Genomic DNA, 25284 nt, shown 5'->3' on the forward strand with positions numbered 1-25284 from the left:
CGTTTTGCTGCGTTTTCGTATCAAAGGCCTCCGACATCATTCAAGGAGGTCTTTCTTTTATGTCCAAACCCAGATTCACCACACAGCAGATGGCCGCTGCCGGTATCATCGCCGCCATTTACGCCGCCCTGACGCTGCTGCTGCCCATTCCCCAGTATGGCGGCATCCAGTTCCGGGTGGCGGAGGCCATGACGGTCCTGCCCTTCCTGTTCCCGGAGGCCATCCCCGGTCTTACCGTCGGCTGTTTCCTGGCCAACCTCCTGGGTTCTCCCATTCCTCTGGACTGGATCGTGGGTACGGCGGCCACCCTGCTGGCTGCGCTCTGGACATCGAAGCTCCATCACAGGGCGCTGGCGCCCCTGCCGCCGGTGATCTGCAATATGGTGCTGGTAGGTGCGGAGATCGCCTGGTTTTCCACCCAGGAGGGTGCCGCCTTCTGGCCCGCGTTCGCCTTCAACTCCCTGACCGTGGGGATCGGCGAGGCCGCCGCTTGCTTCATTCTGGGCTCCCTGCTGCTGCGGGTCCTGCCCAGAGTCCCCGCACTGAAGGGCCGGATAGCCTCTTCCCGCATCTGATGCCACTCTGCGCAAAAAAGAAGTCCCGCGTCCGTTGGACGCGGGACTTCTTTTCACTTAGCGGTGAACTCGTCCTTTCCGGCGCCGCACAGGGGGCACACCCAGTCGGCGGGCAGGTCCTCCCACTTGGTGCCGGGGGCGATGCCGTTGTCCGGATCGCCGGCGGCCTCGTCATACACATAGCCGCAGAGATCGCATTCGTACTGTTTCATTTGAAAGATCCTCCTTCTGTTATAAACGGGCGATACACGCCTGGATTCCGGTGGAGACAGTGCTTACTTCAGCTTCTTCCGGATGGCCGCCTTGACCTCCGGCGACAGCAGCCGGCCGGCGGCCCGTACTGGCAGCGGCGGCAGGCGGCAGAACTCCCGGCGCACCTGGTCGAAGGGCTCCAGGGCGTAGGCGGCAAAGAATGCCGTCCGCTCCGGCGGCAGGGGAATGGGAGATGCCAGCCGGGGATTTCCGGCAATGGCCCGTTCCGGCGGGAAGGGCTGCTTGGCCAGCGGGAGCTGGTCAAAAATGTGGCTGCCGTGGGGGGTGTTCACCAACAGCAGGCTGATCCCCTTCTCCTGCTGGTCCGGCAGCTCATCCGGCCGCAGGCCCCAGAAATCCCCCAGTGTCAGATCGCCCACCCGGGTCATGGAGGCGTAGGGACAGCGGTAGCAGCTGGGCCGCAGGAACAGCGCCCGGCCGAAGGCCCGGCCGTATTCCGTGCGGAACAGCGGCGCGGTATCCACGGTGCCGTCGCCGTAGACCGCGGTAAAATGGCTGTCCTTCCATCCGGCGACCTTGTTGCGGAAACGGACCGCCTGCAGCGGCTGCTGCCGGCGCGCCTCCAGGCTCCGGGCCATGTCCTCCCACACGCCGGGAGAGGGCACGCCGTGGCACACCAGGTCGCAGGTGGTCAGATTCTCCGGCCGTCCGCCCAGATAGCGGTACAGCCCGTCCACCTGGCAGGGTGTGCCGGAAAACAGCACTGGTCGCTGGTCCAACCAGCGCCGCACCTCCCGAAAGACGCCCTCCAGATCGCTCTGGACGTACTTGGCGCCCCGCAGGCGCCACAGCTCCTCCTTGCGGAAGCAGGCGGTGTGCCGCAGATGCTGGCTGCCGTCAAAGGCGGCGCCAAAGACCACGCCGCCGCTTTCCAGGATATACTCCGCCAGCAGGGTGAACACGCCGCCCGAGGTGGAGTCTCTTCGGATCTCATCGTTTCTATTCCAGGCCGCGAATACAGCGGGCATGGAGCTCTGAGGCCGCTCCCGCAGGACGGGGCACACCGCCGTGCAGTGCCCGCACCGCACACAGGCCGCTCCGTCGATCACCGGATAGGCAAAGCCCTCCCGGTCCCGCTCCATGGTGATGGCGTCCTTGGGACAGCCGCTGGCGCAGGCCGTGCAGCCGGTGCAGTGGGTGTGGTCCGCCAAATGGGGCAAGGGCCGTTCCTCTGCCTTGACAGGCGCCTCCTCCGGTGTATGGGGCCGGTCCTCCAGGGCGCAGCGCAGATAGTCCAGGGACAACTTCCGCTCCCGGCCGAGCCGCTCCCCCACCGCCGCCCAGTCGATGGGCGCCGTCAGGTCCGCGGTATCTCCCTTGCCGATGATCCGCTCCCCCAGTCCCAGGCGGCTCAACAGGCTGAAGGTCCGGGAACTCTCCGGCGCAGCCATCTCTGCCGGTGCCACCGCCGTAAAGAAGGGCTTTTGGAACTGGACGGAGAACACCGTTCCGTGGAAGGAGTTGGTGCACACATAGGCGGCATCCCGGAACAGACCCAGAAACTCCGCCGGACCGGCGCTGAGAATGCAGCGGGCCTTGGGGTGGACCTTCTGGCGTACGCCGCACAGCTGCACCACCGGCAGCCCCGTCTCCTCCGCCAGGCGGCGGATATAGGGTGCCAGGGCGTCGGGGCGGCTGATGCAATAGCAGAGGATATAGCCCCGGCCCGCGCCTCCGTCCCTGGCTGCGGCCGCCCAATCCGTTCTCTCCAGCAGCAGCGTGGGATCCAGCACCACCGGCACGTCCTTCCCGGTGATGTCCCGGACAATGCCCTGCCCCTGCCGCTCCCGGACGGACAAGTGGGAGAAGGACTCCAGATAGGTCCGCAGCTCCTCCTCCATGCCGTCCGGGATGCGGGGGATGCCGAAGGATGGGGCATAGGCGATCTTCCGCTTGTGGGAGAAGGCCCCGAAGAACACCGGGTCGAACCGGCCGTCGGGGAAGATCTTCGGGTTCCAAATCTGGTCACTGCCGGAGAGCAGCACATCGTAGGGCAGCTCCGCCTGCCGCAGCTCCTCCAGGCTCTGGTAGCGGCGGCCGGAAATGTTCAGATTCTCCCGGGAAAATGCCTCAAACCGCTCGTATCGGGCCTTCAGCGGGCCATAGTGCAGGGCGGTGTGGGCGTCATGGGCGGCGCTTCCCAGGCCAGTGGGCCGCTGGAACAGGGTATTGTCCTGGTTCACGTAGTAGTCGATGATCTCGCATTCGCTCCCCAGGGACGCCACCGCCCGCTCCGTGGCGTAAGCCTGCAGCATGGCGCCGTAGTGATGGATATGGTAAAAGGTCAGCAGTCCTGTTTTCACCAAGTGTCTTCCTTTCCGCAGTCCGGATATCCCGCCGGGCGGGTCACTGCCTGTCCAGAATGGCGTCGGCGTCCCGGGATGCCAGAAGGTCGTCCTCCGCCACCCAGTCCGCCACATCCACCACGTCGAACGCCGTGGCGGTCCGGCGGATCACCACCTCTTTCAGCCCGGCGTTGATGACCAGCCTCCGGCACATGGAGCAGGAGGTGGCATCTCCCAGCAGTTCCCCGGTCCGGGCGTCCCGGCCCACTAGGTACAGCGTGCCGCCCACCATGTCCCGCCGGGAGGCGGAGATGATGGCGTTCGCCTCTGCATGGACGCTGCGGCACAGCTCATACCGCTCTCCCCGGGGAACCTGCATGGCCTCTCGGGAGCAGTAGCCCAGATCCACGCAGTTGGCCCGCCCCGGGGCGCACCGTTGTAGCCGGTGGAGATGATCTCGTCGTTTTTCACGATGATGGCCCCATAGACCCGGCGCAGGCAGGTGGCCCGCTCCAGAACGGTCTGGGCGATATCCAGGTAGTAGTTGGCTTTGCTGATCCGGTCCATGGGCGACACCTCTTTCTATCGAGTTCCTCTATTGTATCATGATGCCGCCGCAGTTTGCAAGAACTCTCCCCACTCTGGAAGGGATTTCTGTTGGAAGTCACCCCAGGGGGCGCCGGAGCCCGTTCTCCAGCCCCGCCCGCACGGCGATCATCTCTGCGGCCACGGACACGGCAATCTCCTCCGGCGTCTGGGCGCCGATGGCCAAACCGATGGGAGCGTGAAGGCGGGCGTACTCCTCGTCTGTGAACCCCGCCGCCAGCAGCCGCTCCCGGCACAGGGCCAGCTTCCTCTTGGAGCCAATGCAGCCCAGGTATTTGGCGCCGCTGCGCAGCACCTGAGTCAGCACCTCGTAGTCCGCCTGATGGCCCCGGGTCATCACCACCACATAGTCCTCCGGCGTCACCGTCACCTGTTCGGACAGCCGGGCGAAGTCCCCGCAGAGGGTCTTCTCTGCTTTGGGGAACAGCGCCGGGTCCGCGAACTCCGGCCGGTCGTCGTACACCACGGGGCGGAAGCCCAGGGAAGCCAGCACCGGCACCAGGGCCTGAGACACATGTCCGCCGCCGAAGAGATAGGTCCGCCCGGCCTTCACCACCGGGATGGACAGCCACTTCCGGGCAAAGACCGCCTGATTCCCGCACAGGAGCTCCAGCTCCTCCGGCAGGATATCCAGATGACGGGGCCCGGTCCGGTCTGCCAGGCCCATGGCCGTCACCTGCTCCCCCTCGATCCGCCGCAGGAGCCAGGTGTCCCGGTTTCCGCCGTCCGCCTCGATCAGATCCCGCAAAACGGCGATGATCCTCTGTTCTCCCGCGGGGAGGTACTGGAACTGCACCGTCACTCCCCCGCCGCAGACCATGCCCAGGCTGGCGGCGTCTCCCAGGGTAAAGCGGAACTGCCGCAGGGCGTCGCCCCCCCGCTCCAGCAGCTCCGCCGCCAGGCGCTGGCACTCGAACTCCACGTTTCCGCCGCCGATGGTTCCGGTGATCCCGCCGCCGGGGAACACCGCCATCATGGCCCCGGCCCCTCGGGGGGTGGAGCCGTCGGAGGCGGCGATGCTCACCAGCTCCACCGGACGCCCCTCCTCCAGAGCGTGGACGATCTCTCTGAAAAATTCCCGCATATCAGCCGATTCCTCCGTTCACAGCGCCCAGGATCAGGACCAGTACCGTCACGCCGCAGTACAGATATTTTGCCGTCGGGTAAAACCAGCGGCCCAGAGGGCGCCGCCGGGCCAGATTCACCTGAACCAAGCAGTCCTCCTTTTTCAGCACCCAGTAGAAGAACACCCCCGCCAGCAGCGCGCCGATGGGACAGGCGTAGATGGAGCAGACATCCATCCAGCCGGAGACGATGCCCTGGATGCACAGCCCCACGGCCAGGCCCACGACGCCGATCACCGCCACAGCAGTCCCCCGGCTGAGGTGCAGCTTCTCCTGCAGGGTGGCGGTGGGAGCCTCGAACAAGTTCACCAGGGACGTCACCCCGGCGAACAACGCCGCCACAAAGAACACCGCCATGAGGATCCGGCCTCCCGGCATCTCCCGGAACAGGTTGGGCAGGTAGATGAACATGAGGCCAGGGCCGCTCTGGGTCAGGGTCTCCCCCGCCGTGGCCATGGCCGGGATAATGACCAGGGCGCTGAGGATCGCGGCCATGCTGTCAAAGAACGCCACTGTCCGGGCAGACTCCGGCACGTCCGCCTCTTTGGAGAGGTAGGACCCGTAGATCAGGGTGCCGTTCCCTGCCACCGACAGAGAGAAGAACGCCTGTCCCAGAGCGTAGACCCATACCATGGGGTCCAGCAGTCCCTCCGGCTTCAGGACAAAGATGTAGCGGTAGCCGTCCGCCGCGCCGGGCAAGGTGGCAATGTAGATGGCCAGCCCCACGAACAGGCAGAAGAACAGGGGCATCATCACCTTGTTGGCCCGCTCGATGCCGCCGCCGATGCCAAGGGCCATGATGAGCAGCGTGCCCGCCATAGCGGCCACCTGCCAGCCGGTGTTGCCCCAGGAGGACGCCGCGGTGTCGAAATAGGCGGTGAATGCCTCCACCCCTTGGTTCTCCAGCGCAGCGCCCGTAAAGGACGCCACGGCGTACTTCAAAATCCAACCAACCACCACGGAATAGCCGATGGCCATGGCCAGAGAGCCCGCCACCGGGATGAGGCCCAGAGCCTCGCCCCAGCCCCGCCGGCCTGTGCGCCTCTCTGCCGCCGTGCCGAAGGCCGCCACGGGTCCGCCGGATGCGGCCCGGCCGAAGGCCATCTCGCCGATGACGCCGGTGGAGGCAATCAGCACCACAAAGATCACATAGGGGATCAGGAAGGTGGCCCCGCCGTAGGCGGACATCCGGGATGGAAACAGCCAGATGTTCCCCATCCCCACCGCGGAGCCGATGCAGGCCAGCTTGAATCCCCAGCGGGACCGGAAGCTGTCCCGTCTTGTCTGTTCCATGATTTTTTCCTCTCTTCTCTCAAAACTGCGGCGGCCCGCCGCGGCGCGCGTCAGCCGGCGCCCCGCTTTTGCAGCTCCTCACCCAGCAGGCGCACTGCCTGGTCCAGATAGAATTGGAGCGGCTGGGATTCCCCCACGGCCAGCCGGATGCTGCATCGCTGAGAGGGCAGCAGAATCTTCACCGCCTCGCTGCCGCCAATGGCCTCCGCCATCCGGGGAGAGACCTCCCCCAGCAAGCCGTTGGGCGTCAGCACACCGATGGGCCCCAGCAGGATATCCGCCCGCCGGGCGTTGAACGCCACGGCGTTCTCGCCGGTGGCGCCGTCATCCGCCCCCGCCCGCAGCATAGCGGCGGTGGCCAGAGAGTTGGTCCCCAGCGCCCGCACATGGAGACTGGGCCACTTTTTCTTCACAGCCTCCACCAGGCCCCGGCCCATGCCGCCGCCCTGGCCGTCCACCACGGCCACCAGCAGTTCCCCACGCATCATTCTCTCCATTCCTCCATTTTCAGATCTCCCTTTCAGCATACCCATTCCGCCCCCGCTTGTCAACTTCTTCCGCAGCGTCCATCGCGCCTTGCAGAGCGCCTGCGCCCACCCTTGTATTTTTCCCGCATGGCAGCTACAATGGGAGGCGCACCACCGTGTCAAAAAATTTTTGGAGATATTGAAGAAATCCGGCCCGCAGTCCCGTATGATAGATGTCGGACGACAAAAGGAGGTGGCGGCACGGCGTGAACAAACTGACAAACGCGTCCTTTTCCCAGCTGGTAGTCCAGTATGAGCGGCTGGTCTACACGGTCTGCTTCCAGCTGGTGCGGGACGCCGCCGCGGCCGAGGACCTGACCCAGGAGACCTTCCTGTCCGCCTACCTCCACCGGGACGCCATCCCTCCCGGCTATGAGCGGCAGTGGCTGTGCCGCGTGGCCACCAACAAGGCCAAGGACTACTTACAGAGCGCCTATCAGCGCCACACCCTGCTGCCGGGAGAGGACAATATCCCGCCGGGGCTGTCTCCCCCTGCGGAGGAGACGGTCCTGCGCAGGTCGGCTGCAGCTGAAATCCGGGACCTGATCCTCCATATGCGCCAGCCCTACCAGCCGGTGTGCCGGCTGTGCCTGCTGGAGGAAAAGACACCGGAGGAGGCGGCCCTGGCGCTGGGCCGGCCGGTAAAGACCATCCATACACAGCTGTCCCGGGGCAAGCGGATGCTTCGGGAGGCATTGGAAAGGAGTGGGAACGATGACATGCTTTCGCCCTGACGGGCATTTGACGGACGCGGCCCTGACCGCCCTTGTCCGGGGGGACTGCCTGGAGGAGCTGGACCGCCTGGAGCTGGCGGAACATCTGGCCTACTGCGACCAGTGCCTCCAGCGGTACACAGAGCTGCTGTCTGAGGGACCGATGCTGACCCCCGCCCGCTCCTGCCGGGAGAGCCTGCGGCGCCGGATCCGGCAGCGGGCCGTCCAGCTTGGCGTCAGCCGGTACGCCACGGCCGCGGCGGCAGTGACCCTGGCCCTGACGCTGCTGTGGGGCAGCGGAAACCTGTCCGGACGGGTGCATTCCACTGCGCCCTCGCTTCTGGAGCGGGCGGGCACTGCCCTGACAAAGTGGACCGACGCCTGGCCACAGGCGTGGGAGGAGGCCCTCTCCGGCTTCTCCGGCCTATTTGACAATTTCGGCGTCTCGCCGCGGAATGATCTGACACAAGGAGGTACACACCCATGACCCATCGAAATGGATTCCTGCTCTTCATCTCTTCCTGCCTCTCCGGCTGCGGACAGATGTATCAGGGCTATATGAAGCGGGGCCTGTCCCTGCTGCTGGCCTTCTGCCTGATCCTTTTTGCCTCCACCTATTTCTTTCTGGGGGCACTGGCGCTGTTTCTGCCGGTGATCTGGCTGTATGCCTTTTTCGACAGCTATGCGCTCCGGAGCCAGCTGGCCGCCGGCACCGCGCCGGAGGACGCCTTCCTCTTCGGCCTGTCCGATATGGACAGCAAACGGCTGGGAGAGCTGCTGCGCAAGCGTCACAGTCTCATCGGCTGGGCGCTGGTGGTAGTTGGCGTCTATATGCTCTACGACATACTGTTGAGCCAGCTGGGCGGTCTCTTCTTCGGTTGGTTCGGGGAGTGGCTATACGGACTGCTGCGCTATGGCCTGCCCCGCCTGGTCATCACCGTGCTAGTGATCCTGCTGGGCCTGTGGTTTATCCGGGGCCCCAAGGACAAGACGCCCATTGACGACGAGATCCCCCCTTTGCGCCGCCTGCCTCCAGCGCGGCCGGGGCTTGCGCCGCCGATCCGGCGGAGGCCAGGGCGGAAGACGTTGCATCAGACCGCTCCGCTGCGGGAAACGCCCCGGAGGGAGAGGAGGCCCACCGTGATGAACAGCCCTGAGCAGACGCCGGAATCCCGTCCGGCCCGGGATCGCCGGGTGGGCACCTTCACCTTCGGCGCCGTGCTGGTGATCTGCGGTGCGCTGATGCTGGTGAGCATGTTCTTCCCCTCCCTGGATCTGACCCTGGCCCTGCAGCTCTCGCCCCTGATCTTGGTCTGTCTGGGCGTGGAGGTGCTGCTGGCCAGCCGCTCCGGCGGGAAAATCCGCTACGACTGGGTGGGCATGGTGCTTTGCTTCGTCCTGGTCACCGCAGCGCTGGTGTTCTTCGGCATCGCCTGGTGCCTGGTGTACCACCCGGAGGCCGTCATCCACTACTGATACGGGTCTGCGAAGGCCCCGGTGCATTGCACCGGGGCCTTACCCTTTCTTCTTGGTTTTCCCGGGAAAATCCGGTATAATGGAGAAAATACCTGCCGCAGAAAGGAAGAATCCTCATGTCTGATTCGTTTGAAATGCGCCCCATCGCCCGCATCCGCAGCGACTTCGGCTCCAAGTTCGGCGTCCCTCGTCAGAGCGGTCTGGTGGACGCGTTGGAGGCCGCCGTGGTGTTCGAGGAGCCCTACCGCAATCCTGACGCCCTGCGGGGGCTGGAGGGATTCTCCCACATCTGGCTGATCTGGGCCTTTCACCAGTCCCAGCGGCCGGAATGGTCCCCCACAGTCCGGCCGCCCCGGCTGGGAGGCAATCAGCGGGTGGGAGTCTTTGCCAGCCGCTCCCCCTTCCGGCCCAATCCCATCGGCCTCTCCTCCGTGCGGCTGGACCACATCGCGTACACGGACGCCTTGGGCCCGGTGCTCCATGTCCGTGGCGCAGACCTGGTAGACGGCACCCCCATCCTGGACATCAAGCCTTACCTCCCTTACGGGGACTGCCACCCGGAGGCCACCGGCGGCTTTGCCAGCGAGCCGGCGCGTCCCACGCTGGAGGTGGAAATCCCACCCGCCCTGCTGGACCAACTGCCTCCGGACCGGCGGGAGGCCCTGCGGGATGTGTTGGCCTTGGATCCCCGTCCCCGGTATCAGCAGGACCCGGACCGGGTGTACGGCTTCCTCTTCGCCGGGCAGGAGGTGAGATTCACCGTGGATGGAGACCGCCTGCAGGTCGTGGACATCAAATGAACGCAAGGCACCCCGGGATATTTCCCGGGGCGCCCGTCTTTTCCGGGCACTCAGCGCATGGCCAGCGTCACGTCGCCGGTCACCGCCAGCTCGCCGTGGTTGTAGACCTCGGCGGAGCAGGTGGCAATGGCCTTCTCCACCCGCTCGGAAGCCATCTTGGCGTGGATCTCGATGGTATCTCCCGGCAGGATCTTCTTCAGAAACCGCACATTATTGATCCCCAAGAACAGGGGGATCTTCCCCGCATACCGCTCCGCGGACAGCAGCAGGATATCCGCCGTCTGGGCCATGCATTCCACAGAGTACACGCCGGGCAGCACCGGCTCACCGGGGAAGTGGCCCTTGAAAATCTCGCGGGCCGGGTCCACAAAAAATGTGGTCACGATGTGGTCGCCTGCCTCCATCTCCTCCACGGTATCCACCAGCAGCATGGGGTCCCGGTGGGGGATGATGGCCTTGATCTCTTCTTTGGAAAGCTTCATGATAGTGGTTCCTCTCTTTCGCGCAAAACGCTCCGTATATAAGCCGCGCCGGGACAGCGGCACGGCTCTGCCTCTTTTTATTGTACTGCCGACAGGGCAAAATGCAAGAGATAATTTGCGCTCCGGATCACAAAAGAGAGCCGCCCTCCCGGGCGGCTCTCTCATTTTCCAGATGGGGTGCCTTACTTCGCAGCCTTGGCGGCCTTGATGGCCTCGATCAGCATGGGGGTGACCTTGAACAGGTCGCCGCAGATGCCGTAGTCGGCAATCTCGAAGATGGGCGCAGTGTCGTTCTTGTTCACCGCGATGATGCACTCGGAGTCCTGCATACCGGCCTTGTGCTGGATGGCGCCGGAGATGCCCAGGGCGATGTACACCTTCGGATGCACCGTCTTGCCGGTCTGGCCCACCTGATGGTCGGCAGACAGCCAGCCGGAGTCGATGGTGGCACGGGAGCCGCCCACGACGCCGCCCAGGACGTCCGCCAGCTCCTCAGCCAGCTTGATACCGCCCTCGACATCCTTGCTGATGCCGCGGCCCACAGACACGATGTAGTCCGCGCCGATCAGGTCCACCAGCTTCTTGGCGGCCTTCACGACCTCCACAACCTCGGTGTTCAGGTCGCTCTCGCTCAGCTGGAAGCTGGGCTTCACGATCTCGCACGCATCCGCCTTGGCCTGGTCGAAGACGTTCTTCTTCATCACGCCGGGGCGCACCGTCGCCATGCAGGGACGGAACCGCGGGCAGATGATGGTGGCCATCAGGTGGCCGCCGAAGGCCGGACGGGTCATCTTCAGGTTCCGGTCCTCCATATCCCACTTCTGGCTGTCCACGTCCAGGGTGCTGGACTCACGCAGGAACTGGATGTAGTTCGCCACATCCACGTCCAGGTGGGTGCAGTCGGCGCACAGGCCGGTATGCAGACGGGCCGCGCAGCGGGGCCCCAGGTCACGGCCGATGTTGGTGGCGCCGATCAGGAACGCCTCGGGCTTCAGATCCTCGATCACGTCGCAGATGACCTTGGCATAGGCATCGGTGTTGTAGACGGCCAGCAGGGGGCTCTCGCACACCAGCACCTTGTCGGCGCCGTAGCCGCCCAGCTCCTTGGCAGCGGACTCGATGCCCTCGCCGCCCAGCAGCAGGCCGCACAGGTTCACGCCCAGCTCGTCGGCCAGGTCGCGGCCCTTGGAGATCAGCTCAAAGTCGGTGGGCATCAGTTTGCCCTCGCGCTGCTCGCAGAAGACCCACACATCCTTGAAAGCAGCGATATCAGCGCTATTGAAATTGGACATTGTTCAAATACTCCCTTCTCAGATGATGTGCTTGGCGGCCAGAATGGAAGCCAGCTCCTCGCAGGTCTCTTTGCCGGCACCCTCCAGCATCTTGCCGGCGCCCTTCTGGGGCGGGGTGAAGCTCTTGAAGATGTTGGTGGGAGAGCCCTTCAGGCCGATGGTGGTGGCGTCGATCAGGGGATGATCCTTCAGCTTCTCATAGTCAAAGGTCTCCAGCGGCTTGTTGTAGGTGGCATAGATGCCGTCGATGCTCATATAGCGGGGCTCGTTCAGCTCCTTGATGCAGGTAAGCAGGCAGGGAGTCTTGACCTTGATGGTCATGTAGCCGTCCTCCAGCATCCGCTTGACGGTGATGGTGTTGCCGTCCTTGGTGATGTCGGCGGCGTAGGTCACCTGGGGCAGGTGCAGCTTCTCAGCGATCTGGGGGCCCACCTGGGCGGTGTCGCCGTCGATGGCCTGCCGGCCGCACATGACGATGTCGTCCTCCTCCACACCGATGGTGGAGATGGCGGCGGCCAGGATCTGGGAGGTGGCGTATGTATCGGAGCCGCCGAACTCGCGGGCGGATACCAGGACACCCTCGTCAGCGCCCATGGCCATCAGCTCCCGCAGCATGCCGGCTGCCGGGGGCGGACCCATGGTGACGACCATGACCTTGCAGCCGGTGGCATCCTTCAGCTTCAGGGCAGCCTCCACGGCGTTCATGTCATCGGGGTTGGTGATGGTCTGCATGGAGGCACGGTTCAGGGTGCCATCCGGGTTCACCGCCACCTTGCCGGAGGTATCGGGGACCTGCTTGACGCAAACAATGATCTTCATAATTCGTTCTTCCTCCTCTTACAGGCCGATATTGCCGGAGATGACCACACGCTGGATTTCGCTGGTGCCCTCATAGATCTCGGTGATCTTGGCGTCGCGCATCATGCGCTCCAGGGGATAGTCCTTGGTGTAGCCGTAGCCGCCGAACATCTGCAGCGCCTTGGTGGTGGTCAGCATGGCGTGCTCAGAGCAGAACAGCTTGGCCATGGCCGCCTCCTTGGTGAAGCGCTTGCCCTCGCCCTTCAGCACGGCGGCCTGATAGGTCAGCAGGCGGCCCGCCTCGGAGCGCATCGCCATGTCGGCGAAGGTGAACTGGGTGTTCTGGAACTTGCTGATGGGCTTGCCGAACTGGACACGGCCCTTGGTGTAGGCCATGGCCTCTTCCATGGCGCCCTCGGCAATGCCCAGAGCCTGGGCCGCGATGCCGATGCGGCCGCCGTCCAGGGTCTGCATGGCGATCTTGAAGCCCTTGCCCTCCTGGCCCAGCAGGTTCTCCTTGGGAACGATGCAGTCGGTGAACACGATCTCGGCGGTGGGGGAGCCGTGCAGGCCCATCTTCTCTTCGTGCTTGCCCACGGAGAAGCCGGGGAAGCTGCTCTCCACGATGAAGGCGGAGATGCCGCGGGTGCCCTTGGACTTGTCGGTCATGGCGAAGACCACGAACACGTCGGCCACGTAGCCGTTGGTGATGAAGATCTTGGAGCCGTTGAGGACATAGTGGTCGCCGTCCAGCTTGGCCTCGGTCTGGCCCTTGGCGGCGTCGGAACCGGCGTCGGATTCGGTCAGGCAGAAGGCGCCGACCTTGTGGCCCTTGGTCAGCATGGGCAGGTACTTGGCCTTCTGGGCCTCGGTGCCGTGGGTGATGATGGGATCGCAGCACAGGCCGTTGTGGGTGGCCACGATGTCGCCGGTGGAGGCGCACTGCTTGGACAGCTCCTCGATGCAGATGGCACTGGCCAGGGGGTCAGCGCCAGCGCCGCCATACTCCTTGGGGACGCACATGCCCATCACGCCCAGGTTGAACAGCTTCTCGATGTTCTCCCGGGGATACTGGCTGGTCTTGTCGGTCTCGGCAGCGATGGGCTTCACTTCATTCTCGGTGAATTCCGCCATCATCTTCCGGACCAGCTGGTGCTCACGGCTGAGATTGAAATCCATGATGTCTTCTCCTTATATTCAAATTTGGAAAACGCAACGATGTATGAAATATTCCGGCAGGTTTGCTTATGAAATTCTGTTTTGCACGAATTCACTTCGGGCAAAACACCTCTGCCCGCCGGGTCGACATGTTCGCTGTGCGAACGTGAGGGGGAAACCGGCGATGCGCCGCCAGCGGCAGAGCAAGCGAGCCGGTTTCGAGGCAGCGGCGCGCTTGGCGGCCCGTCAGGGGCCGGGGATCGCAATGCCGCAACAGTGGGACCTTAGTTCTGGATGCCGGCGATCTCCTTGGCCATCTGCTTCTTGGCCTGGAGGTTGCCCTGGCGGGCGATCATGATGCGCTGGGCCTGGGGAGAGCCCGCGCCGTGCATGGACTCTGTCCGGTAGCCAACGGCGGCCGCGCCCAGGCACAGGTTCTCGATGAACCGCAGGATCCGCTGACGGTCCTCTGTGCTCACACCCTCCCGGGTGGCGAAGAACTTGTTGCAGATCTCCCCGATGGTCTCGCCGTTCCGGCCCACCACCGTGTCGGAGTGGAAGTCCTTCTGGGACGGCATCGTCACCACCAGGCCGCCCGCGATGTCCTCCGCCAGGCGGACGATCTCATAGGGGAACCGAGTCACATTCTGCTTGCACACGTTGGCCAGCAGCAGGTCGATCTGATAGTTGCCCGCCTTCGTCCGGAAGCCCTGAGAGGAGCAGGCGATGCCGCAGCAGTACAGCGTCTCGTTCAGGTGGATCATCTCGATCAGCTTGTCCTTCACCGCGCTGGCCTTCTCCACGCCGTTGTACTCCGCTGCCAGCGCCGCAGCACCGATCAGCGTGTCGCCCACGCCCACCTTGCAGCCGCCGTAGCTCTGCCGGTGGTAGCCCGCGAACCGCTCCACCATCATGCCGGCGAACTCATACTCGCCGTTGAGGAAGATGTACTCGTTGGGGATGAACACGTGGTCCAGCACCACCAGGGCCTCCTGGCCGCCGAACTTCGCGTTGCCCACGTCGATGGACGCGTCCTCCTCCAGCTTCCGGGTATCGCAGCTCTGACGGCCGTAGATCATGTACATGCCCTCGGCGTCTGTCGGGCAGGCGAAGCTCACCGCCCAGTCCTTGTCCGCCTCGCCCATGGAGATGGTGGGCATGAAGATGTGCCAGTGGCTGTTGATGGAGCCGGTCTGGTGGCACTTGGCGCCGCAGACCACGATGCCGTCAGCGCGGCGCTCCACCACATGCACGTACATGTCCGGGTCCGCCTGCTGGCTGGGGGCCTTGGACCGGTCGCCCTTGGGGTCGGTCATGGCGCCGTCCACCGTCAGGTCGTTGTCCTGGACGAAGGTCAGGAACTTCTTGAAGTTTTCGTGATAGCGGGTGCCGTACTTCTCGTCGATCTCATAGGTGGTGGAGAACACGGCGTTGAACGCATCCATACCCACACACCGCTGGAAGCAGGAAGCGGTCTTCTGGCCCAGCAGGCGCTGCATCTTCACCTTGTTGATGAGGTCCTCCGTGGACTGGTGCAGGTGGGTGAAGCGGTTGATGGTGTGGCCCGTCAGGCTGGACTTCACCGTCATCAGGTCGGCATACTGCGGGTCCTGGGCCAGAGCGTAGGTCATGGCCACGCAGTTGATGGACGGGCGGATCATGGGGTGGTCCACCCAGTTCTCAATCTTCTCCCCGAACATATACACCCGGGTATTCAGTTTGCGCAGGCTCTCTACATACTCCTGTGCGGTCATCAATGCCATTTCTTTTTTCCTCCTCAAAAAAATGGGGGTCTTTTACATTTCAATGTGTTCCAGGTGAGCTTCGCCTGCCCGGAACTCCATGGCCCGCGCCACTGGGCGCGGCTCCCTCGCCGTGTGAGGGAGAGGGGGAACCCGGCTCGCTTGATCCGCCGCTGGCGGCGCTTCGCCGGTTTCGAGGCAGCGGCGCGATTTGCGGCCCGGTCAGGGCTGGAAATCGCATTGCTGCGACGGTGGAAATTCTCAGGCTTCCGCCAGTCCCATCAGCTCATCTTTGAAGATGCGCTCGTCCATAAGCTTCAGGTCCTCAGCGATCTTCGGCATGAACTCCATCTGATCCAGCACCTGGGTCTGGAGGTCGATGCCCGGCGCGATCTCGATCAGAGTCACGCCCTCGGGCCGCAGCTCGAACACAGCCCGCTCGGTGATGTACAGAACAGGCTGCTTCACCTGCACGGCATACTTGCCGGAGAAGGTGATGTGCTCCACCTGGTTGACGAACTTCTTCTTGGCGCCCTCCTGGACGATCACCAGCTTGCCGTCCTCGCAGGCAGTCTTCAGGCCCTTGGCGGTGAAGGTGCCGCAATAGACCACCTTCTTGGCATTCTGCGTAATGTCGATGAAGCCGCCGGCGCCAGCCAGACGGGTGCCGAACTTGGACACGTTCAGGTCGCCGTTGGGTGCCGTCTCCGCCAGGCCCAGGAAGGCCACATCCAGGCCGCCGCCCTGGTAGAAGTCAAACTGGACGTTGTGGGGGATGATGGCCATGGAGTTGGCTGCGGCGCCGAACTGGGTGCCGCCCATGGGCACGCCGGCGATGGAGCCGGCCTCCACAGTCAGGGTCATCTTGTCGGAGATGCCCTCCTCCGCCGCCACGTTGGCAATTTTTTCCGGCGCGCCGGTGCCCAGGTTCACAATGGCATCCTGGGGCAGCTCCATGGCGGCCCGGCGGGCGATGATCTTCTTGGCGTCCAGCGGGATGGGTGGGATGGCGTCCACGGGAATGCGGAACTCGCCGGTCAGGCTGCCGTCATAGGGCATTCCCAGGCACTGCTCGTTATCCTCAATGGATCCTACCACAATAGAATCCACATAGATACCGGGAATTGCCACCAGTTTCGGATCCAGGCTGCCGCCTTGGACGATTTTTTCCACCTGGACGATGACCCGGCCGCCGGAGTTCTTGCAGGCCTGAGCCATGGCGGTGACGTCGATGGGGCCGATCTCCCGGTGAACGGTGCAGTTGCCGTACTCGTCGGCGTAGCTGGCACGCAGGAACACCACATTGATGGGGAACGCCTTGTAGAGCAACCGCTCCTGGCCCTCGATCTCGACGACCTTCACCAGGTCCTCCTTGGTGACATCGTTGAGTTTGCCGCCGCCGTTGCGGGGGTCGGCAAAGGTGTACAGGCCCACGTGGGTGATGGTGCCGATGTTGTGGGCCGCGATGTCCCGGTACATGTGGGAGATGACGCCCTGGGGCAGGTTATACGCCTCGATCTTGTTGCTCAGGGCCAGATCGCCCAGCTTGGGGGCCCGGTCCCAGTGGCCGCCGATGACCCGCTTGACCATGCCCTCGTGGCCGTAGTGGTCGCCGCCGGTGCCGTCCCGGTGGCCCTGGCCTGCCGCGAAGAACAGCGTCAGATCTCTGGGATGGCCCGTCTCCAGGAACCGCTTCTCCAATGCCTTGGACAGCGCCTCAGGGCAGGCGCAGCTGACAAAGCCGCCGGTGGCGATGGTATCGCCGTCGTTCACCAGCAGCGCCGCCTCCTCGGCGGTAAGCACGCGAACTTTTTTCATGCCTGACTTCCCTCTTTATATGTAATGAAATGGACGGCCTCTTGCCGGTCTGCGCTCACTTGTTCTGGAAGTGCTTCTCCTTGCGCTTCTCCAGGAAGGCGCCCATGCCCTCCTTCTGGTCCTCGGTGGCAAAGCACATGGCGAACAGCTCGTTCTCCAGGGCGATGCCGTTGTCGATGTCCATCTGCATCCCGCGGTCGATGCAGGCCTTGGAATACTTCACAGCGATGGGGGCGTTGGCGGTGAAGGACTTGGCCATCTCCACAGCCTTGTTCAGCAGCTCCTCGGCGGCATAGACCTCATTCACCAGGCCGATGCGCTTGGCCTCCTCAGCACCGATCTGCTTGCCGGAGAAGATCAACTCCTTGGCCTTGGCCACGCCCACACGGCGGGGCAGACGCTGGGTGCCGGAGAAGCCGGGGGTGATGCCCAGGCCCACCTCGGGCTGGCCGAACTTGGCGCCGCCCTTGCCCTCAGCGTTGGGGCCGGCGGCCAGAATGATGTCGCAGGACATGGCCAGCTCACAGCCGCCGCCCAGAGCGAAGCCGTTCACTGCGGCGATGGTGGGGATCTCCAGCTTCTCGATCCGGCGGAACAGGGCGCTGCCCCGCTGGCCCCACTTGCGGCCGGCGGCCACGTCCATGGTGCTCTGCTCGCCGATGTCGGCGCCGGCCACGAAGGAGCGGCCCTCGCCGGTGATGATGAAGGCGCCCAGCTCGGCATCCTTCTCCACCTCGCTGATGAGCTGTTCCAGCTCAGAGATCACGGTGGAGTTCAGCGCATTCAGCGCCTCGGGGCGGTTGATGGTGGCGATCCCGATATTGCCGTTCTTTTCATAGCGAATGGTCTGATACATATTGGAATGTCCTCCTTAATCATATTTTGCTCAGCAAACTGTTGGAGAGTAATCATCCAACAATTTAGTTATAGCAAAAATCATGCCATTTTTCCAGGTGTAATTCTCTCATTTTCGGTTCGTTTTTTTGTGTAGGTTGCTAAAATCCAAGTGGTAAATCGCTTGCTTTTCCCGGTGCCGTCAGCCGTTTCCATACGGGATTATTCATTTTTGAATAACAAATTTATCAGTGTCTTCCAGCATTTTCCGCAGTTTGTTTGTGAAATACAGCAGTCTGTCTGTCGAATTTTCGTGAAATTTCACGAGCCAAAAATATTTCCCGCCTCTTCCTATTCATTTTTGAATATGCTATACTCATTTTTGAATAGAGCAACCGGCATTCAGTCCGGCACAGGAGGTCTGCGCCTATGGCGATTCCGTCTTTTTCTGCTTTCCACGACGAGGGGATCAATCTGGAGGGACTTCTGGAGATCCTCAGCCCGGAAAACAACTTGGTCCTGGCGGACGACATGATGGTCTCGGACGGCAACGGCATCATTCTGCGGGTCAGCGAGACCTATGAGAAAAACTTCGGTTTTGCCCATGACTCCATCGTTGGCAAGTCCGCCTTTGATCTGGAGGCGGACGGCACCTTCACCCCCTGCATTACGGCGGAGGTCATCCGGCGACGGAAGAAGATCAGCGCCACACAGACCATCAACCACACCCACAAAAACGTGATGACCGTGGGCATTCCCCTGTTTGACGCCAACGGGGAGCTGAAATACGCCGTCTGCTTCAACACCGTGTCCATGGAGCAGATCAACTCCATCCAACGGAACTACCGCCGGATACAGGACTCCCTGCAGCACTACTCCCAGGAGATTGCCGAGCTGCGGACCCGGGCCACCTCCACCAATCTGCTGTTCAAAAGCGCCCCCATGCAGCGGCTGTGGACGCTGATGCAGAACACTGCCAACACCCGGGCCAACATTCTCATCACCGGAGAGACCGGCGTGGGTAAAAGCGCCATCGCCAAGGCCATTCACAAGATGAGCAACCGTGCAAACGGGCCCTTTATCGAGGTAAACTGCGCGGTGCTCCATGAAAATCTCATTGAGTCAGAGCTGTTCGGCTATGAGAAGGGCGCCTTCACCGGGGCCTCCTCCTCCGGCAAGATCGGCAAGATCGAGCTGGCCAACCACGGCACGCTGTTCCTGGATGAGATCGGTGAGCTGCCCGCCCATATCCAGTCCAAGCTCCTGCAGCTGATTCAGGAGAAGACCATTGAGCGCCTCTCCGGCACCCAGAAGATCGAGCTGGACTTCCGGCTGATCGTTGCCACCAACCGCAATCTGGAGGAGGCGGTGCAGCGCGGTCTGTTCCGGTCCGATCTCTTCTACCGGCTGAACGTCATCCGCATCCACATCCCCCCCTGCGGCAGCGGAAGGAGGACATCGTCCCCATGGCCCACCAGTTCCTGGCCCGCTTCTGCGGGGAGTACAACAAGTCCCTCACCTGCAGCCCCCGCTTTCTGGCTTTTCTGGAGCAGTACGATTGGCCCGGCAACGTGCGCCAGCTGGAGAACCTGATGGAGCGGCTGGTAATCACTGCCCAGGACCCCATTCTGGACATTCCTGCCCTGCCGCTGGAGTACACCGCCGACGCGTCGGCCCCTGCGGAGCTGCTTCCCGGCGGCACGCTGGCAGAGCGGATGGACGCCTACGAGGCCCAAATCATCCGGGATTCCTACCAGCGGTGCGGCACCACAGTGGCCGTGGCCCGGGAGCTGGGCATCTCCCAGGCCACAGCAGCCCGCAAGATTGCCAAATACGTGACCGCCCGGGCGTGAGAGGAGGTTCCGGTCCATGAGTTTGATCCATCTCAGCACAGAGCTTCGGCAGGAGCTGAAGCTCACCCCCCAGCTCCTGCAGTCCATGGAGCTTCTGCAGATGAACTCCCAGGAGCTGCTGGACTATCTGAACCAGGTCAGCGAAGAAAACCCTCTGGTGGAGCAGACTGATCTGTCCTCCCTCCACAAAGCCTATGAGGCCCTGCGGCAGAAGGTCCACTGGATCAATGGCGGCCTGCCGGAGGACGGCCACGGCGCCATGCCGGACCGGGGCGCCGCGGACCGGGAGACGGAGAGCCTCTCCGCCTTCCTTTGCGACCAGCTGGAGCGCCGGCGCCTGCCCAAGCCCCTGCTGGCCCTGACCCGGTATCTGGCAGAGCTGGTGGACGAGGAGGGCCGCCTCAGCCAGGAGGACCTGGACGGCGTGGCAGATCTGAAGATCCCCCAGGCCCTGACCCAGCAAGCGCTGGAGACCCTCCAGAGCCTGGACCCCGCCGGCGTGGGCGCCCGGTCCCTGTCGGAGTGCCTGCTGCTGCAACTGGCCCGGCAGGATGCTCCCTCCCCCCTGGATATGGAGATCGTCCGCCGCTTCCTGCCGGACTTGGGCAAGAAGCATTACAGCCTCATTGCCCGGGAACTCCATACCACGCCAGAGGAGGTCCGGGCGGCGGAAAAGCGGATCTCTGCCCTGGATCCCTGCCCCGGCCGCTCCTTCCAGCCGGCGGAGCCCACACTCTATGTCCGGCCGGATCTGTTCATCGCGGAACTGGACGGAAAGCTCCAGGTGATCCTGAACGATTACTACCTTCCCCGGGTGTCCATCAGCCAGTACTATGTGCGGCTTCTGAAGGAATCCGACGAGCCGGAGACCCGGGCCTATCTCCAGCAAAAGATGCAGCAGGCCAAGTGGCTGCTGAACAGCCTGGAGCGCCGGGGCAGCACCCTCCGCCAGTGCGCGGAGGCGATCCTGGAGACCCAGCGGGCCTTTTTTGCCGGCCAGACCACAGAGCTGGTCCCCATGACCATGGTGACACTGGCGGAGCGACTCCACCTCCATCCCTCCACCGTCTCCCGGGCCACTCGGGAGAAATACCTCCAGTGCCGGCAGGGGACGTACCCCCTCCGCTATTTCTTCAGCCGCGCTCTGGGGGAGCAGGGTCCCTCCCAGCAGACGGTGAAGCTGCGGCTGCTGGAGCTGATCCGGCAGGAAGACCACAGCCGCCCGCTCAGTGACCAGAAGCTGGCGGAGCTGCTGGCGGAGCAGGGCATCCGCATCGCCCGCCGCACGGTGGCCAAGTATCGGACGGAGCTCCGCCTGGGCTCCGCCGCCGCCCGAAAACGGGACTGAGGGCCTACTGGCCCGCAGAGGCCCGCAGGATAGAAACGGAAGCCCCGGACGGAGTTTCGTCCGGGGCTTCCGTGTTTTTCCGATTTACAGGATCCGAAGGACCTCTTCATATCCCGGCACCGCATCCGCCGCGCCGGGCCGGGACACAGCCAGGGCGCTGGCCGCCGCGGCCAGGGACAGTGCCTCTTCCAGTGTGCCGCCCTCCAGCGCCCGGCGCAGGAAGTAGCCGGTGAAGGTGTCTCCCGCCGCAGTGGTGTCCACCACCGCCGTTTTCCGGGCTGGGCCCCAGGCCCGCCAGCCCCCTCGCGCTGCAGCAGCGCCCTGTTCTCCCAAGGTCAGCACCACAGTGGTCTCCGGGTACCGCGCCGCCAGCGTGTCCAGAATCGCCTCCGGCGCCTCCGTTCCCGCCAGAAAGGCGCCCTCCACCTCGTTCACCAACAGCCAGGACAGCGCCTCCAGCGGCAGGCCCACCAGCTTCTCATTGGCGGGAGCCGCATTCATGGCCGTCCGCATCCCCCGGCGGGCCGCCTGGTGGATGATTTCCTCCACGCAGCTGGTCTCATTCTGCAGCAGCACCGTGTCCCCGGCTGAGAACTGATCCAGCACCGCCGTCACAAAGTCCGGGGTCAGGCGGCCGTTGGCCCCGTCGTGGAGCAGGATGCTGTTCTGGCCGGTGCTGTCCACTTGGATGATGGCGTGGCCGGTACTGCCTGCGGACTCCTCCACAAACCGGGTGTGGACGCCTGCCCGGTCCAGCGTCTCCTTCAGAAAATGCCCCTCCGGCCCGATGAGGCCCGCGTGCCAGGTCTCCACCCCGGCCCGAGCCAGAGCCACGGACTGGTTCAGCCCCTTGCCGCCGCACTGGATCTGCAGGGACTGGGCGCTCATGGTCTCTCCGGGCTGGACGAAGTGGTCCACCCGGTAGACGTAGTCGATATTCAGGGACCCGAAGTTGACAACGCGCATATCCTTCTCCTCCCTCATGCCATAAAGGTGGTGAGCAGCTCTTCCAGGGCGCGGCGGCTGTCCACATCCACGCAGATGGAGACGCCGGGAGCCTCGATGGGATGCTCCCGCAGATCCGCCACCACCATGCCCCGGCAGAAGCTGCCGCCGCACTCCACCCGGGCGGGGATGGTCCGCACCGTCACCACACTGGGATCCACCGCCGCCAGCATGGCCAGCGGGTCGTGGACCGGGCAGTGGTCCAGACAGTTGTTTTGCAGTCGGTTGAACCGGAAGTAGAAGGGCAGTGCCTGCTTCAGATAGTCCACAATGGGCCGGTTCTCCGGCGCGGCGTACTTGTCCAGGATCGCCACATGGTCCGTGGTCAGCCGCACCTTCTGGGTCACATCCAGCCCCACCATAGTCAGGTCAAAGCCCGCCTGGAACACCCGGTCCGCCGCCTCCGGGTCCCCTGCGATGTTGGCCTCCGCTACCGGGGACACGTTTCCCGGCGCGTGGAACGTGCCGCCCATGAACACCACCCGTTTCAACAGCCGGGGCAGATCCGGCTCTATCTCCAGAGCCTTTGCCAGATTCGTCATTCGGGCCAGCGTCACCAAGGTCAGCTCGCCGGGGTGCTCCCGGGCCATTCGGGCGATGAACGCCCAGGCCGGTTCCTCCAGCGGCTGCTGGGGCGAAGGCGGCAGCTCCACCCCGCCGATGCCGTTGGGCCCGTGGATGTGGGGATCCGGCCCCTTCCAGTTCCCCGCCAGCGGCTCCGTGGCTCCAACCGCCACCGGCACCTCATAAGGCACACCGGCCAGTCGGATCAGCCGCAGACTGTTTTCCGCCGCCTGCCGGGCTGTGGTGTTGCCGAAGCCGGTGGTGACGCCCATCACCCGGACGTCCGGCCGCTTCAGGGCAAACAGAATGGCGATGGAATCATCAATGCCGGTGTCGGCGTCGATCAGGATCTGCTTCAGCATATTCCTTCCTCCCTGTTTATGTAGTCTCTCCGCCGTCTTTGGCGGCGGCAATCCGGACCCCCAGACCGTTGACCTCCACACTCTCGTCCGCCGGGACCAGCAGGTAGCGCCGTCCGTCGATGATCCGGGCCTCCACCAGATAGCTCCGCTCCGGGTCCACCTGGATAGTGGCGTCGGCGGTCTTGACCGCGAAGTGCTTGGCGTCGATCAGGTTGGCCGGGGTCAGCGCCCCCTCGCCAAAGGACTGGCCGCAGGCGGTTTGGAACGCCTCCACCCGCTCCTCCGGCACGCCGCAGTTCCGCAGCACGCCGCTCACCTCGCCTGCGGTGACAGCCAGCGGCTCCGGGTCCCGGCTCTCCTTGTGTTCCTGGATCCGCTGGCGCAGGTAGTCGTGGACAGACTGCACCACCTCCATGCTGCACGCCCCCTCCAGAGTGCCGCACAGGGCGGACTGAAAGGTCTCCCGCTGCTCGGCGGCGGACATGGGCGGCTCTGTGCGGAACACTGCGTCAATGAACTCCTGATGGAGCTCGTCCGGCTTCCGGCTGTAAAACAGGGCGTTGTAAAGGTTGGCCGTCCGGTCATCAAAGGCCGGGAACAAAAAGCCAAGCTCCGGCTGGCCCACGATCTGCTTCTCCATAGAGATGTGGAACTCGTTCTCCCCATGGAAGTATCCCAGCTCCGGCGTCCCATCCTTCACCGGGCAGACGCAGCAGACGAAGTAGCGGAACACCTCTTCGCAGGCATCCCGGTCCACCTCGCCGTCCTTGCCCCGGTGGGGCACATCATAGGCGTCGGCCCCCAGCAGGATCAGATAGTTGTTCTCCCCCATGTCCAGGGAGCCGGTGACCTGCTGGTAAAAGGCATCCCGGGCCTCCGCGTCCTTCAGCTCGGACGTCCGCAGGGCGGAGAGCAGGCGGTGCTCCTCGCTGTCCGCCACCTGCTGGGTGGAAAACACGATGTCAATCAGGTTCCGGCCCAGGGTGCCGGACAGGGCCTTTTTCAGCAGGCCCAGGTATTTTTCCGCCTCCTCCTGGGGCATGAGGCCTAGGGACTGGTCGATATAGGCGATGATCTCGCGGCTGCTGTTCACATAGCAGCCGTAAACACGGCTGATGGCGCTCTTCTCCGGCCGGAACCGGCGGCGCAGCTCACCCAGCTCTCTTTGGTTCATGGGGGACACCTCGCTCGTTCAAATTGATCCCAGCGGGACCGCAGTCCTGCCGGGTCTCTATCTTAGCACATCTCCGCCGTCTTGTCACGCCGAAAGGGGCGGACAGGAAAAACGGCGGGAACCGCAGTCCCCGCCGTTTCACGTTTCAAATGCGCTCCAAAGGATGTCCGCTTACTGGGCAGCCATCTTCCGGGCCCTGGCCTCAGCCTTGTTCCGGAACACGTCGATGGTGACCGCCAGAATGATGACGGCGCCGATGACGATGTACTGAATGTCGTTGGAGGCGCCCATCAGGTTCAGGCCGTTGCGGATGACCGCCATCAGCAGGGCGCCGATCAGGGTGCCCCAGATGGTGCCCTTGCCGCCGGTGAAGGAGGCGCCACCGATGATGCAGGCCGCGATGGCATCAGTATCATAGGTGGAGCCGGCATTGCCGTTGGCAGAAGCCAGACGACCCACGGACACCACGCCCGCCATGCCGGCCATGAAGCCGGACAGGGAGTAGACGAAGGTCAGCACGTTCTTGGAGGGGATACCGGAGAGGCGCGCCGCCTCGGGGTTGCCGCCCACGCAGTAGATCTGGCGGCCCAGGGCGGACCGGGTCAGGAACACGTGGAAGATGCCGAACACGATCAGCACCAGGATGAAGCTGAAGGGGATGCCGGGGAAGGTCTCGGTCTTGAAAAGGGAGCCGCCGCCGATCCACATCAGGTTGTCCACGCCGGTGTTGGTAAAGGCAATGGATTTCGACCCTGTAATCACCAGGGCCAGGCCCCACAGCACGTTCTTCATGCCCAAGGTGGACACGAAGGGATGGGGCAGGTCCAAACGGGTCAGCAGAATGCCGTTGACAAAGCCGGCAAACGTGCTCACCGCCAGGCCGGCGATGATCAGCAGCGGCATGCTGGTGATGCCGAAGTTCTGGACCAGCACGCCGATGGTGCAGGTGCACAGCACGCAGTTGGAACCCACGGACAGGTCGATGCCGGCGGTAATCAGGGCGCACAGCATGCCGGAGGCGATCAGGCAGTTGATGGAAGCCTGCTTGAAGATGTTCATGATATTGCTGATCCGCGGGAATTTATCGGGCATCATCACGCAGAAAATGAGAACCAGCAGCGCCAGCGCCATCAGGGTGCCGAGCTTTTGCAAAAGCTCTTTTCCGGAATTCTTCTTTTTCAT

The 25284-nt window shown here is 63.8% G+C and carries 24 protein-coding genes and 1 pseudogene; 8 read left to right on the forward strand and 17 right to left on the reverse strand.

Features of this window, described 5'->3' with window-relative positions; translation table 11 throughout:
- Window positions 1–59: 59 nt before the first annotated feature.
- Entirely contained in the window at window positions 60–575 is a 516-nt protein-coding gene (locus tag EIO64_RS09680; protein WP_119311797.1) for a QueT transporter family protein, read from the forward strand.
- Window positions 576–628: 53 nt separating this feature from the next.
- Here the strand turns inward: EIO64_RS09680 and rd are convergent, their stop codons facing one another.
- The 6 genes and pseudogenes from rd to EIO64_RS09710 form a co-directional block, all read right to left on the reverse strand.
- Entirely contained in the window at window positions 629–787 is a 159-nt protein-coding gene (rd, locus tag EIO64_RS09685) for a rubredoxin (protein ID WP_021748720.1), read from the reverse strand.
- A 63-nt stretch (window positions 788–850) separates the two neighbouring features.
- On the reverse strand, window positions 851–3151 hold the full coding sequence (locus EIO64_RS09690) for a polysaccharide pyruvyl transferase family protein (RefSeq protein ID WP_036629976.1): 2301 nt from the start codon (window positions 3149–3151) through the stop codon (window positions 851–853).
- Between the two features lie 43 nt (window positions 3152–3194).
- A pseudogene (locus EIO64_RS09695) lies at window positions 3195–3700 on the reverse strand (deoxycytidylate deaminase).
- 97 nt (window positions 3701–3797) lie between these two features.
- Window positions 3798–4823 carry an XdhC family protein gene (locus EIO64_RS09700; protein ID WP_021748717.1) on the reverse strand — a complete coding sequence of 342 codons (1026 nt, stop codon included), beginning with the start codon at window positions 4821–4823 and terminating at the stop codon, window positions 3798–3800.
- Window position 4824: 1 nt separating this feature from the next.
- Complete coding sequence (locus tag EIO64_RS09705) at window positions 4825–6156, reverse strand: sodium-dependent transporter (protein WP_119311798.1); 1332 nt, start codon at window positions 6154–6156, stop codon at window positions 4825–4827.
- A 50-nt stretch (window positions 6157–6206) separates the two neighbouring features.
- Complete coding sequence (locus tag EIO64_RS09710; protein ID WP_083491002.1) at window positions 6207–6644, reverse strand: DUF3842 family protein; 438 nt, start codon at window positions 6642–6644, stop codon at window positions 6207–6209.
- A 245-nt stretch (window positions 6645–6889) separates the two neighbouring features.
- Between EIO64_RS09710 and EIO64_RS09715 the strand changes: the two genes are divergently transcribed.
- The 4 genes from EIO64_RS09715 to tsaA all read left to right on the forward strand — a co-directional run bounded on the left by EIO64_RS09715 (window position 6890) and on the right by tsaA (window position 9672).
- Complete coding sequence (locus EIO64_RS09715; RefSeq protein ID WP_309452237.1) at window positions 6890–7417, forward strand: RNA polymerase sigma factor; 528 nt, start codon at window positions 6890–6892, stop codon at window positions 7415–7417.
- Window positions 7398–7883, forward strand: a complete 486-nt coding sequence (locus EIO64_RS09720) for a hypothetical protein (protein WP_136891265.1) — start codon at window positions 7398–7400, stop codon at window positions 7881–7883. The genes EIO64_RS09715 and EIO64_RS09720 overlap by 20 nt, the downstream gene beginning before the upstream one ends.
- A complete protein-coding gene (locus EIO64_RS09725) occupies window positions 7880–8872 on the forward strand; it encodes a hypothetical protein (RefSeq protein WP_136891266.1) in 993 nt (330 codons plus the stop codon). Before EIO64_RS09720 ends, EIO64_RS09725 begins: the two co-directional genes overlap by 4 nt.
- 116 nt (window positions 8873–8988) lie before the next feature.
- Entirely contained in the window at window positions 8989–9672 is a 684-nt protein-coding gene (gene tsaA, locus EIO64_RS09730) for a tRNA (N6-threonylcarbamoyladenosine(37)-N6)-methyltransferase TrmO (RefSeq protein ID WP_119311800.1), read from the forward strand.
- A 50-nt stretch (window positions 9673–9722) separates the two neighbouring features.
- Here the strand turns inward: tsaA and fabZ are convergent, their stop codons facing one another.
- From fabZ to EIO64_RS09765, 7 genes are all read right to left on the reverse strand, one after another.
- On the reverse strand, window positions 9723–10154 hold the full coding sequence (gene fabZ, locus EIO64_RS09735) for a 3-hydroxyacyl-ACP dehydratase FabZ (RefSeq protein WP_021748708.1): 432 nt from the start codon (window positions 10152–10154) through the stop codon (window positions 9723–9725).
- A gap of 182 nt (window positions 10155–10336) precedes the next feature.
- Window positions 10337–11446 carry an acryloyl-CoA reductase electron transfer subunit beta gene (acrA, locus tag EIO64_RS09740; RefSeq protein ID WP_119311801.1) on the reverse strand — a complete coding sequence of 370 codons (1110 nt, stop codon included), beginning with the start codon at window positions 11444–11446 and terminating at the stop codon, window positions 10337–10339.
- Between the two features lie 18 nt (window positions 11447–11464).
- Window positions 11465–12265 (reverse strand): acryloyl-CoA reductase electron transfer subunit gamma, encoded by an 801-nt coding sequence (gene acrB / locus EIO64_RS09745; protein ID WP_136891267.1) that lies wholly within the window; start codon window positions 12263–12265, stop codon window positions 11465–11467.
- Between the two features lie 18 nt (window positions 12266–12283).
- Window positions 12284–13423 (reverse strand): acyl-CoA dehydrogenase, encoded by a 1140-nt coding sequence (locus EIO64_RS09750; RefSeq protein ID WP_119311803.1) that lies wholly within the window; start codon window positions 13421–13423, stop codon window positions 12284–12286.
- Window positions 13424–13686: 263 nt separating this feature from the next.
- Complete coding sequence (locus tag EIO64_RS09755; RefSeq protein WP_021748987.1) at window positions 13687–15165, reverse strand: 4-hydroxyphenylacetate 3-hydroxylase family protein; 1479 nt, start codon at window positions 15163–15165, stop codon at window positions 13687–13689.
- Window positions 15166–15405: 240 nt separating this feature from the next.
- Window positions 15406–16962: an acyl CoA:acetate/3-ketoacid CoA transferase gene (locus EIO64_RS09760; protein ID WP_021748986.1), complete on the reverse strand. Its 1557-nt coding sequence runs from the start codon at window positions 16960–16962 to the stop codon at window positions 15406–15408.
- 55 nt (window positions 16963–17017) lie between these two features.
- Window positions 17018–17818, reverse strand: a complete 801-nt coding sequence (locus EIO64_RS09765) for an enoyl-CoA hydratase-related protein (RefSeq protein WP_021748985.1) — start codon at window positions 17816–17818, stop codon at window positions 17018–17020.
- A 407-nt stretch (window positions 17819–18225) separates the two neighbouring features.
- On the opposite strand from EIO64_RS09765, the gene EIO64_RS09770 reads away from it, so the two are divergent.
- The 3 genes from EIO64_RS09770 to rpoN are packed head-to-tail and all read left to right on the forward strand — an operon-like array spanning window position 18226 to window position 20997.
- Window positions 18226–19389: a sigma-54 interaction domain-containing protein gene (locus EIO64_RS09770; RefSeq protein ID WP_136891268.1), complete on the forward strand. Its 1164-nt coding sequence runs from the start codon at window positions 18226–18228 to the stop codon at window positions 19387–19389.
- Window positions 19278–19649, forward strand: a complete 372-nt coding sequence (locus EIO64_RS09775) for an AAA-type ATPase lid domain-containing protein (protein WP_488174989.1) — start codon at window positions 19278–19280, stop codon at window positions 19647–19649. Before EIO64_RS09770 ends, EIO64_RS09775 begins: the two co-directional genes overlap by 112 nt.
- Before the next feature lie 16 nt (window positions 19650–19665).
- Window positions 19666–20997 carry an RNA polymerase factor sigma-54 gene (gene rpoN, locus EIO64_RS09780; protein WP_136891270.1) on the forward strand — a complete coding sequence of 444 codons (1332 nt, stop codon included), beginning with the start codon at window positions 19666–19668 and terminating at the stop codon, window positions 20995–20997.
- Between the two features lie 84 nt (window positions 20998–21081).
- On the opposite strand, the gene EIO64_RS09785 is transcribed toward rpoN, so the two are convergent.
- The 4 genes from EIO64_RS09785 to EIO64_RS09800 form a co-directional block, all read right to left on the reverse strand.
- Window positions 21082–21981, reverse strand: a complete 900-nt coding sequence (locus EIO64_RS09785) for a ribokinase (RefSeq protein ID WP_249390643.1) — start codon at window positions 21979–21981, stop codon at window positions 21082–21084.
- Window positions 21978–22928: a nucleoside hydrolase gene (locus EIO64_RS09790; RefSeq protein ID WP_021748980.1), complete on the reverse strand. Its 951-nt coding sequence runs from the start codon at window positions 22926–22928 to the stop codon at window positions 21978–21980. The genes EIO64_RS09785 and EIO64_RS09790 overlap by 4 nt, the downstream gene beginning before the upstream one ends.
- 16 nt (window positions 22929–22944) lie before the next feature.
- On the reverse strand, window positions 22945–24102 hold the full coding sequence (locus EIO64_RS09795) for a DUF4317 domain-containing protein (RefSeq protein WP_136891272.1): 1158 nt from the start codon (window positions 24100–24102) through the stop codon (window positions 22945–22947).
- 171 nt (window positions 24103–24273) lie between these two features.
- Window positions 24274–25284: an ABC transporter permease gene (locus EIO64_RS09800; protein ID WP_021748978.1), complete on the reverse strand. Its 1011-nt coding sequence runs from the start codon at window positions 25282–25284 to the stop codon at window positions 24274–24276.

The organism is Dysosmobacter welbionis (assembly GCF_005121165.3).
Taxonomy (GTDB): domain Bacteria; phylum Bacillota; class Clostridia; order Oscillospirales; family Oscillospiraceae; genus Oscillibacter; species Oscillibacter welbionis.

Bases quoted from the DNA above. Each gene is read 5' to 3' on its own strand.
- EIO64_RS09680 (WP_119311797.1), top strand. From the start codon at position 60: ATGTCCAAACCCAGATTCACCACACAGCAGATGGCCGCTGCCGGTATC.
- rd (WP_021748720.1), bottom strand. From the start codon at position 787: ATGAAACAGTACGAATGCGATCTCTGCGGCTATGTGTATGACGAGGCC.
- EIO64_RS09700 (WP_021748717.1), bottom strand. From the start codon at position 4,823: ATGCGGGAATTTTTCAGAGAGATCGTCCACGCTCTGGAGGAGGGGCGT.
- EIO64_RS09705 (WP_119311798.1), bottom strand. From the start codon at position 6,156: ATGGAACAGACAAGACGGGACAGCTTCCGGTCCCGCTGGGGATTCAAG.
- EIO64_RS09710 (WP_083491002.1), bottom strand. From the start codon at position 6,644: ATGATGCGTGGGGAACTGCTGGTGGCCGTGGTGGACGGCCAGGGCGGC.
- EIO64_RS09720 (WP_136891265.1), top strand. From the start codon at position 7,398: ATGACATGCTTTCGCCCTGACGGGCATTTGACGGACGCGGCCCTGACC.
- EIO64_RS09725 (WP_136891266.1), top strand. From the start codon at position 7,880: ATGACCCATCGAAATGGATTCCTGCTCTTCATCTCTTCCTGCCTCTCC.
- tsaA (WP_119311800.1), top strand. From the start codon at position 8,989: ATGTCTGATTCGTTTGAAATGCGCCCCATCGCCCGCATCCGCAGCGAC.
- fabZ (WP_021748708.1), bottom strand. From the start codon at position 10,154: ATGAAGCTTTCCAAAGAAGAGATCAAGGCCATCATCCCCCACCGGGAC.
- acrA (WP_119311801.1), bottom strand. From the start codon at position 11,446: ATGTCCAATTTCAATAGCGCTGATATCGCTGCTTTCAAGGATGTGTGG.
- acrB (WP_136891267.1), bottom strand. From the start codon at position 12,265: ATGAAGATCATTGTTTGCGTCAAGCAGGTCCCCGATACCTCCGGCAAG.
- EIO64_RS09750 (WP_119311803.1), bottom strand. From the start codon at position 13,423: ATGGATTTCAATCTCAGCCGTGAGCACCAGCTGGTCCGGAAGATGATG.
- EIO64_RS09755 (WP_021748987.1), bottom strand. From the start codon at position 15,165: ATGGCATTGATGACCGCACAGGAGTATGTAGAGAGCCTGCGCAAACTG.
- EIO64_RS09760 (WP_021748986.1), bottom strand. From the start codon at position 16,962: ATGAAAAAAGTTCGCGTGCTTACCGCCGAGGAGGCGGCGCTGCTGGTG.
- EIO64_RS09765 (WP_021748985.1), bottom strand. From the start codon at position 17,818: ATGTATCAGACCATTCGCTATGAAAAGAACGGCAATATCGGGATCGCC.
- EIO64_RS09770 (WP_136891268.1), top strand. From the start codon at position 18,226: ATGGCGATTCCGTCTTTTTCTGCTTTCCACGACGAGGGGATCAATCTG.
- rpoN (WP_136891270.1), top strand. From the start codon at position 19,666: ATGAGTTTGATCCATCTCAGCACAGAGCTTCGGCAGGAGCTGAAGCTC.
- EIO64_RS09785 (WP_249390643.1), bottom strand. From the start codon at position 21,981: ATGAGGGAGGAGAAGGATATGCGCGTTGTCAACTTCGGGTCCCTGAAT.
- EIO64_RS09790 (WP_021748980.1), bottom strand. From the start codon at position 22,928: ATGCTGAAGCAGATCCTGATCGACGCCGACACCGGCATTGATGATTCC.
- EIO64_RS09795 (WP_136891272.1), bottom strand. From the start codon at position 24,102: ATGAACCAAAGAGAGCTGGGTGAGCTGCGCCGCCGGTTCCGGCCGGAG.
- EIO64_RS09800 (WP_021748978.1), bottom strand. From the start codon at position 25,284: ATGAAAAAGAAGAATTCCGGAAAAGAGCTTTTGCAAAAGCTCGGCACC.